Origin of the sequence: Streptomyces sp. URMC 127 (assembly GCF_051386535.1) — a bacterium.
In the GTDB taxonomy this organism is placed as follows: Bacteria; Actinomycetota; Actinomycetes; order Streptomycetales; family Streptomycetaceae; genus Streptomyces.
The window spans coordinates 1-7,181 of record NZ_JBPQTW010000285.1 but is presented as its reverse complement, the minus strand read 5'-3'; the positions used below and the strand labels follow the sequence as shown (position 1 = coordinate 7,181).

8 protein-coding genes are annotated in these 7,181 nt (G+C 72.5%); 3 read left to right on the top strand and 5 right to left on the bottom strand.

Going from position 1 to position 7,181, the window contains the following annotated elements:
* Positions 1-225 precede the first annotated feature (225 nt).
* Positions 226-963 (top strand): TerB family tellurite resistance protein, encoded by a 738-nt coding sequence (locus ACSNOH_RS32020; protein ID WP_436724956.1) that lies wholly within the window; start codon positions 226-228, stop codon positions 961-963.
* 7 nt (positions 964-970) lie between these two features.
* Here the strand turns inward: ACSNOH_RS32020 and ACSNOH_RS32015 are convergent, their stop codons facing one another.
* Positions 971-2,098: a hypothetical protein gene (locus ACSNOH_RS32015; protein ID WP_436724955.1), complete on the bottom strand. Its 1,128-nt coding sequence runs from the start codon at positions 2,096-2,098 to the stop codon at positions 971-973.
* Positions 2,099-2,259: 161 nt separating this feature from the next.
* Between ACSNOH_RS32015 and recO the strand changes: the two genes are divergently transcribed.
* Together recO and ACSNOH_RS32005 are read left to right on the top strand one after the other, a co-directional pair.
* Positions 2,260-3,006, top strand: coding sequence for a DNA repair protein RecO (gene recO / locus ACSNOH_RS32010; protein ID WP_436724954.1), 747 nt, complete (start codon positions 2,260-2,262; stop codon positions 3,004-3,006).
* Between the two features lie 30 nt (positions 3,007-3,036).
* The gene (locus tag ACSNOH_RS32005) at positions 3,037-3,864 is read left to right on the top strand and encodes an isoprenyl transferase (protein WP_436724953.1); all 828 of its coding nucleotides are present in this window, start codon (positions 3,037-3,039) and stop codon (positions 3,862-3,864) included.
* 70 nt (positions 3,865-3,934) lie between these two features.
* Here the strand turns inward: ACSNOH_RS32005 and ACSNOH_RS32000 are convergent, their stop codons facing one another.
* The 4 genes from ACSNOH_RS32000 to ACSNOH_RS31985 form a co-directional block, all read right to left on the bottom strand.
* Positions 3,935-4,345, bottom strand: coding sequence for a Fur family transcriptional regulator (locus tag ACSNOH_RS32000; RefSeq protein WP_058044529.1), 411 nt, complete (start codon positions 4,343-4,345; stop codon positions 3,935-3,937).
* Between the two features lie 95 nt (positions 4,346-4,440).
* Complete coding sequence (locus ACSNOH_RS31995; RefSeq protein WP_436724952.1) at positions 4,441-5,331, bottom strand: metal ABC transporter permease; 891 nt, start codon at positions 5,329-5,331, stop codon at positions 4,441-4,443.
* Positions 5,331-6,098 (bottom strand): metal ABC transporter ATP-binding protein, encoded by a 768-nt coding sequence (locus tag ACSNOH_RS31990; RefSeq protein ID WP_436724951.1) that lies wholly within the window; start codon positions 6,096-6,098, stop codon positions 5,331-5,333. Before ACSNOH_RS31990 ends, ACSNOH_RS31995 begins: the two co-directional genes overlap by 1 nt.
* A gap of 20 nt (positions 6,099-6,118) precedes the next feature.
* Positions 6,119-7,105 (bottom strand): metal ABC transporter substrate-binding protein, encoded by a 987-nt coding sequence (locus ACSNOH_RS31985; protein WP_436724950.1) that lies wholly within the window; start codon positions 7,103-7,105, stop codon positions 6,119-6,121.
* Positions 7,106-7,181: the final 76 nt, after the last annotated feature.

The window sequence follows — 7,181 nt, the reverse complement described above, 5'->3', positions numbered from 1 at the left end:
GAGACAGCCGTAAGGGGCCCGGGGAACTGCGCGACAAGCCCCCACCGGCCCGCAGCGACCGTCAAGGGTTCCCAGGGGAAACCACCGTATCCGGTGGCGCGGTGGCGAGATCCCCCGTATGACGCCCACGCTCTGCGCACGGGGTACTGACGTCGCATCATCGATGTGGCTAACATCACGTCAACGCGGCGACGAGGCCGTGGCGTTATGGAGGTGTGCGCCGTGATGCACGCGCAGGGCCGACCCGGCCGGGACCGGTGTGTGGTGGGCGTACGCACCGTGTGGCGCACGGTCGGCGACGGCGAGTTCTACTGCCCCGGCTGCGGCGGCGACCGCAACTACCGCCGCCGCACCGGGCGCCGCCGCCTGGTCGCCTTCGGCCTGCCGCTGCTGCCGCGCGGCCCCGTCGGGCCGGTCGTGGAGTGCTCCGCGTGCCGCGCCCGCTACGGCACGGACGTCCTCGACCACCCCACCACCACCCGCTTCTCGGCGATGCTGCGCGACGCCGTGCACACCGTCGCGCTCGCCGTCCTCGCCGCGGGCGGCACCGAGGCCCGCACGGTGCGAAGAGCCGCCGTCGGCGCCGTCCGGGCGGCGGGCTTCGTGGACTGCAGCGAGGAGCAGCTGATCACCCTGATCGAGGCCCTCGCCGCCGACACGGGCCGCCTCCCCGGCGCGTACGGCACCGACCTGGGCACCCCGTCCCCCTACGCCGGCCGGGACGGCTTCGACCCCCGCGGCACGGCCCTCGCCATCGAGCTCCACGAGGCCCTGGAGCCCCTCGCCCCGCACCTCGCGCCCGCCGGCCGCGAATCGATCCTGCTGCAGGGCGCCCGCATCGCCCTCGCCGACGGCCCCTACCGGCCCGCCGAGCGGGAGGTCCTCGCCACCGTGGGCCGGGCCCTCATGCTCGCCCCCGAGGACACGGACCGGCTGCTGGCGGCGGCGCGGACGCCCTCGTAGCGACGCGCTACGCCCTGCCCGCCCCGCCCTCGGCGGAGACCGCCTCCGGGACCTCCTCCCGCGGCTCCCCGGCCGCAGGCGGGCGCCGCAGCGCCCCCAGCACCAACGGCACGTGCTTGCGCTGCACGCCGATGAGCACCTCGTCCGCGCCGTCCCGGCAGACGATCACCACCTGCCGGAGCGCCTTCCGCCAGCCGCGGGTCTCCGCGGTGACGCCCGACGGGTCCGACCAGTACGGCACGCGGACGCGCTCCACGACGAGCGTGGGCGGCAGGGCCCTGCGCAGCGTGCGGCCCGCCGGGTCGGGGGTCACCGCGAGCAGGCCGGGGCCCACCACCAGGTGGGTGCCGATGAGCTCGCGGCCGTACGGGGTGCGCGCCGCGACGCCGCCCTCGACGCACTCCTCGCGCTCCGGCACCACCGGCGCCACCTCGAACTCCTCCGACTGCCGGCGGCGCACCCTGATCCGCCACAGGGCGCCCAGCACCACCGGCACCGCGCCCGCCCCGGTCAGCACCAGGGCCGTCGGCACCGTGTCCGTGACCAGGGGCGCGACGAAGGCGACGATCCCGGTCAGGACGCCCGCGCAGGGCAGCACGGTGGCCTGCCAGGCGTAGCGCGCGGGGTGGCTGCGGACCTGCCGGACCATCCAGTACGTGAGCCAGCCGAACGTGCCGCCGAGCGCGAGCAGGCCCATGCCGCAGGCGAACGGGAGGCGGTAGGCGTCCTTCGGCTGGTCCTCGGTGAGCTGCACGGTGCCGCGGAGGTCGACGAAGCGGATCTTTCCGCGCCAGTAGGTGGCCTTCACCGTGTCGCCCTGCTTGGCCTTGGCGAAGACCGAGGACGGGCCGTTCATGTCCGCGTGGTGGGTGTCGCCGCCGCGGCCGGTGATGGTGAGCCGGTAGTGCGTCGACTTGCCCTCGTGCACGGTCCCGGTGCGCTTCACCGTGCCCTCGATCGTCTTGCGGCACTCCAGCGCCGGCTCGTCGCCCACGCACGCGGGCGCCGTGGCGAACGCCCGGCTGTCGGCGCGCTTGCCGGGCACGGTGACGAACAGCAGGAAGAGCGCGGCGAGCACGCACACGAGGGTCGCCGCGGCGGAGGAACGGACGGGGTGGCGGCGGGTGGGGGTCACCGGGTACTCACTGGGGGGAGGAAGATCGTCATGGCGCTCACATTGTGCCCTCGTCGGGCGCGGGCGTTCAGCCCCCGCGGGGTACGGGAGAATAGCTGCATGCTGCTTTTTCCCGGGGAACGACCCCCGGCCCCCCGGCCGGAGACCCGTGGGGGTGTGCGGTGAGTCTTTTCCGTGACGACGGCGTTGTCCTGAGGACTCAGAAACTCGGCGAAGCCGATCGCATCATCACCCTCCTCACCCGCGGGCACGGCCGGGTGCGGGCCGTGGCGCGGGGCGTGCGGCGGACGAAGTCGAAGTTCGGGGCGCGCCTGGAGCCGTTCTCGCACGTCGACGTGCAGTTCTTCGCGCGCGGGAGCGAGCTCGTCGGGCGCAGCCTGCCGCTGTGCACGCAGAGCGAGACCATCGCCGCGTACGGCGGCGCCATCGTCACCGACTACGCCCGCTACACCGCCGGCACCGCCATGCTGGAGACCGCCGAGCGGTTCACCGACCACGAGGGCGAACCGGCCGTCCAGCAGTACCTGCTCCTCGTCGGAGGGCTGCGCGTGCTCGCCGCGGGCGAGCACGCGCCCGGCCTCGTCCTGGACGCCTTCCTGCTGCGCTCCCTCGCCGTCAACGGCTACGCGCCCAGCTTCGACGCCTGCGCCCGGTGCGGAATGCCCGGTCCGAACCGGTTCTTCTCGGTGGCCGCGGGCGGTGTGGTCTGCGGTGAGTGCCGGGTGCCCGGAAGCGTCGTACCCTCCTCGGAGGCGATCGGGCTGCTCGGTGCGCTGCTGACCGGCGACTGGGCCACGGCCGACGCCTGCGAGCCGCGCCACGTCAGAGAGGGCAGCGGTCTGGTCGCGGCATATCTGCACTGGCACCTGGAGCGGGGCCTCCGCTCGCTCCGGTATGTCGAGAAATAGGGAAACAGGGACCAAGGAGTAGTGGCACGCATGGCACGACGCGGGATTCTGGGCCGTTCCCGACGCGAGTACCGCACACCCGACCCGCACCCGTCCGGCGCGCAGCCGCCGAAGATCCCCGGCGAGCTGGTCCCCCAGCACGTGGCGATCGTCATGGACGGCAACGGCCGCTGGGCCAAGGAGCGCGGGCTGCCGCGCACCGAGGGCCACAAGGTCGGCGCCGAGCGCGTGCTGGACGTGCTGCAGGGCGCGATCGAGATGGGCGTCGGGAGCATCTCCCTCTACGCCTTCTCCACCGAGAACTGGCGGCGCTCGCCGGACGAGGTGCGCTTCCTGATGAACTTCAACCGCGACTTCATCCGCAAGACCCGCGACCAGCTCGACGAGCTCGGCATCCGGGTGCGCTGGGTGGGCCGCATGCCCAAGCTGTGGCGCTCGGTGGCCAAGGAGCTCCAGGTCGCCCAGGAGCAGACGAAGGACAACGACAAGCTCACGCTGTACTTCTGCATGAACTACGGCGGCCGCGCGGAGATCGCGGACGCGGCGCAGGCGCTGGCGGAGGACGTGCGGGCGGGCCGCCTCGACCCGGCCAAGGTCACCGAGAAGACCTTCGCGAAGTACCTCTACTACGCGGACATGCCGGACGTCGACCTCTTCCTGCGCCCCTCGGGCGAGCAGCGCACCTCCAACTACCTGATCTGGCAGAGCGCTTACGCCGAGATGGTCTTCCAGGACGTGCTGTGGCCGGACTTCGACCGCCGTCACCTGTGGAACGCCTGCCTGGAGTACGCCCAGCGGGACCGCCGTTTCGGCGGCGCGATCCCGAACGCGGTGGAGGACGGCAGCGCTTCGGCGTAGAACGCGTGACTTCGGCGTAGAACGCGTGAAGGGCCCCGGGCGATGCCCGGGGCCCTTCAACGTGCGTGGGTCAGCGCTTCGCGGCGCACTCCCCGCACGTGCCGAAGATCTCGATGGTGTGGGCGACGTCCACGAAGCCGTGCTCCTCCGCGATGGAGTCCGCCCACTTCTCGACGGCGGGGCCCTCCACCTCGACGGCCTTGCCGCACAGCCGGCAGACCAGGTGGTGGTGGTGCCCGCTGGAGCAGCGGCGGTAGACCGCCTCGCCCTCGCTGGTGCGCAGCACGTCGACCTCGCCCGCGTCGGCGAGGGACTGCAGCGTGCGGTAGACCGTGGTCAGGCCGACCGACGCGCCGCGGTGCTTGAGCATGTCGTGGAGTTCTTGCGCGCTACGGAACTCGTCCACCTCGTCGAGCGCGGCCGCCACCGCTGCCCGCTGCTTGGTGGACCGGCCGCGTACGGGGGGACCCGCCGTCGCCACAGTTGCCTCCTCCAGCTCGCATGAACACCCATCCGCACATGTCGCACGGCAATTGTGCCAGTCCGCGCGAGCGGGTGGGCAAGCCGCGACGGGCGTCACACCTTGACGTCGTCCGCCCCGGCGCGCGCCCCGGGCGCTTCCAGGGTGCACTCCGCCGAGGCCGCCGCCCTGCCCGCGCGCCGCTTCGCCAGGGGCGCGGCGAGCGCGGTGAGGAGGACGAACAGGCCGATGGCGAAGAGCACGATGGTCGCGCCGGACGGCACGTCGGCGTAGTAGGACGTGGCGGTGCCGGACACGGTCACGGTGACGCCGATGCCGACCGCGAGCGCGAACGTCGCCTTGAAGCTGCGGGCGATCTGCTGCGAGGCGGCCACCGGGATCACCATCAGGGCGCTGACGAGCAGCAGGCCGACGACGCGCATGGCGACGGTGACGGTGAGGGCGGCGGTGACGGCCACGAGCAGGTTCAGCATCCGCACCGGCAGGCCGGTGACGCGCGCGAACTCCTCGTCCTGGCAGATGGCGAAGAGCTGCCGGCGCAGGCCGACCGTGGTGAGGATCACAAAGGCGGCCAGGACGCAGATCGCGACGATGTCCTCCTCCGAGACCGTGGCGATCGACCCGAAGAGGTAGCTGCTCAGATTGGCGCTGGAGCCGCTGTCGGAGAGGTTGATCAGCATCACGCCGCCGGCCATGCCGCCGTAGAAGAGCATGGCGAGGGCGATGTCGCCGCGCGTCCGCCCGTACCAGCGGATCAGCTCCATGACGACGGCGCCCACGATGCAGACCGCCGCGGACACCCACACGGGGCTCGCGTTCATCAGGAAGCCGAGGCCGACGCCGGTGAGGGCGACGTGGCCGAGGCCGTCGCCCATGAGGGCCTGGCGGCGCTGGACGAGGTAGGTGCCGATGGCGGGCGCGGTGACGCCGACGAGGAGCGCCGCGAGCAGCGCCCGCTGCATGAAGGCGAGGTCGAGGATGTCCATCAGGTCAGCAGCCCTGTCCGAATCGGTTCCGCCGCGGGTCCGGCGTGCGGGTGTACGTGGTCGTGGCCGGGCAGCGCGTGCTGGCCCACGGCCTCCGGCGGGGGGCCGTCGTGGACGACGCAGCCGTCGCGCAGGACGACCGCGCGGTCGATGAGCGGCTCCAGGGGGCCGAGCTCGTGCAGCACGAGCAGGACGGTCGCGCCGCGGGCGACCTGCGCGCGCAGGGCCTCGGCGAGCACCTCCTGGCTGGCGAGGTCCACGCCGGCCATCGGCTCGTCCATGATCAGCAGCTCGGGTTCGCCGGCCAGGGCACGGGCGATGAGCACCCGCTGGTGCTGGCCGCCCGAGAGGGCGTCGACGGAGTCCCCGAGCCGGTCCGCCATGCCGACGAGCTCCAGGGCGCGTATGACCGCCTCCTTGTCGGCCTTGCGCATCATCCCGAACCGGGTGCGGGCGAGCCGCCCGGAGGAGACGACCTCGCGCACGGTCGCGGGCACGCCGCCCGCGGCGGTCGTGCGCTGCGGCACGTAGCCGACGCGGGCCCAGTCGCGGAAGCGCCGCCGCGGGGTGCCGAAGAGCTCCAGCTCGCCGGCGGTGAGCGGCACCTGGCCGACGATGCTGCGCACGGCGGTGGACTTGCCCGAGCCGTTGGCGCCGAGCAGCGCGACGACCTCGCCGGGGCGCACGGTCAGGTCCACGCCGCGCAGCACGGGGCGGCCGCCGAGGCTCGCGCCGGCGCCCCGCAGGGCTATGACGGGCTGCTCCATGGTGATCTCCTCCCGGGCGCTCACTTGGTGCCCAGCGCCTTCTGCAGGGCGGCCAGGTTGGCCTCCATGACGCCGATGTAGTCGCGGCCCCTGGAGTCGTCCGTGATGCCCTCGATCGGGTCCAGGACGTCGGTCTTCAGCTTCAGGTCCTTCGCCAGCGTCTTCGCGGTCGCCGGGTTGGCGAGCGTCTCGAAGAACACGGTCGAGACGTGGTGCTCCTCGGCGAGCGCGTGCAGCTCCTTGATGCGGGCCGCGCTGGGCTCGGACTCGGGGTCGAGGCCGCTGATGGCCTCCTCGGTGAGCCCGTAGCGCTCGGCCAGGTAGCCGAAGGCCGCGTGGGTGGTGATGAAGGTGTCCGAGGCGCGGTTCTTCAGCCCGTCCTTGAACTTCGCGTCGAGCGCGCCGAGCTTCTCCACCAGGGCGCCGGCGTTCTTCTCATAGTCGCCCTTGTGGTCCGGGTCCGCCTCCGCGAGGGTCTTCGCGACGCCCTTGGCGGCCTCGGCGTACTTCACCGGGTCGAGCCAGATGTGGGGGTCGTCGCCGCCCTCGTGCTCGGAGTGCGAGTGGTTGTCGCCCGTGGTGTGGTGGTGGCCGTCGACCTCGGTGCCGTGCTCTTCGAGCGTGGTGAGGGAGGCCACGTCCACGGCGTGCTTGTTCTTCGACTGCTTGATCGCCTCGTCGACGGCGGGCTGGACGCCCTTGAGGTAGACGATCGCGCCCGCGTCGCCGAGGGAGCCGATCTGCTTGGGCTTGAGCTCCAGGTCGTGCGGCTCGACGCCGGGCTTGGTCAGGTTGGTGACGCTGACGTGGTCGCCGCCGATCTGCTCGGCGAGGTACTGCATCGGGTAGAAGGATGCGACGACGGCGAGCTTGCCGTCGGCGGCCTTCCCCGCCCCGTCCGAGGAGGAGCAGGCGGAGAGGGCGAGCAGCCCCAGCGCCGCGGCCGTGGCGATCGCTGCGGTGCGTATTCGGGGGGCCCGGGCGCGGTGGGGGCGGCTTATGTTCATGACACTCATTTTCAACAAAAGTGGAAACGATTGTCAACAAGAGGTGCTCAAAGAGGGCCAAACAGGGGTCGGGGGC

What these genes read in the sequence shown, in the direction of transcription:
- ACSNOH_RS32020 (WP_436724956.1), top strand. Translation starts at nt 226, where the DNA reads ATGCACGCGCAGGGCCGACCCGGCCGGGACCGGTGTGTGGTGGGCGTA.
- ACSNOH_RS32005 (WP_436724953.1), top strand. Translation starts at nt 3,037, where the DNA reads ATGGCACGACGCGGGATTCTGGGCCGTTCCCGACGCGAGTACCGCACA.
- ACSNOH_RS31995 (WP_436724952.1), bottom strand. Translation starts at nt 5,331, where the DNA reads ATGGACATCCTCGACCTCGCCTTCATGCAGCGGGCGCTGCTCGCGGCG.
- ACSNOH_RS31990 (WP_436724951.1), bottom strand. Translation starts at nt 6,098, where the DNA reads ATGGAGCAGCCCGTCATAGCCCTGCGGGGCGCCGGCGCGAGCCTCGGC.
- ACSNOH_RS31985 (WP_436724950.1), bottom strand. Translation starts at nt 7,105, where the DNA reads ATGAACATAAGCCGCCCCCACCGCGCCCGGGCCCCCCGAATACGCACC.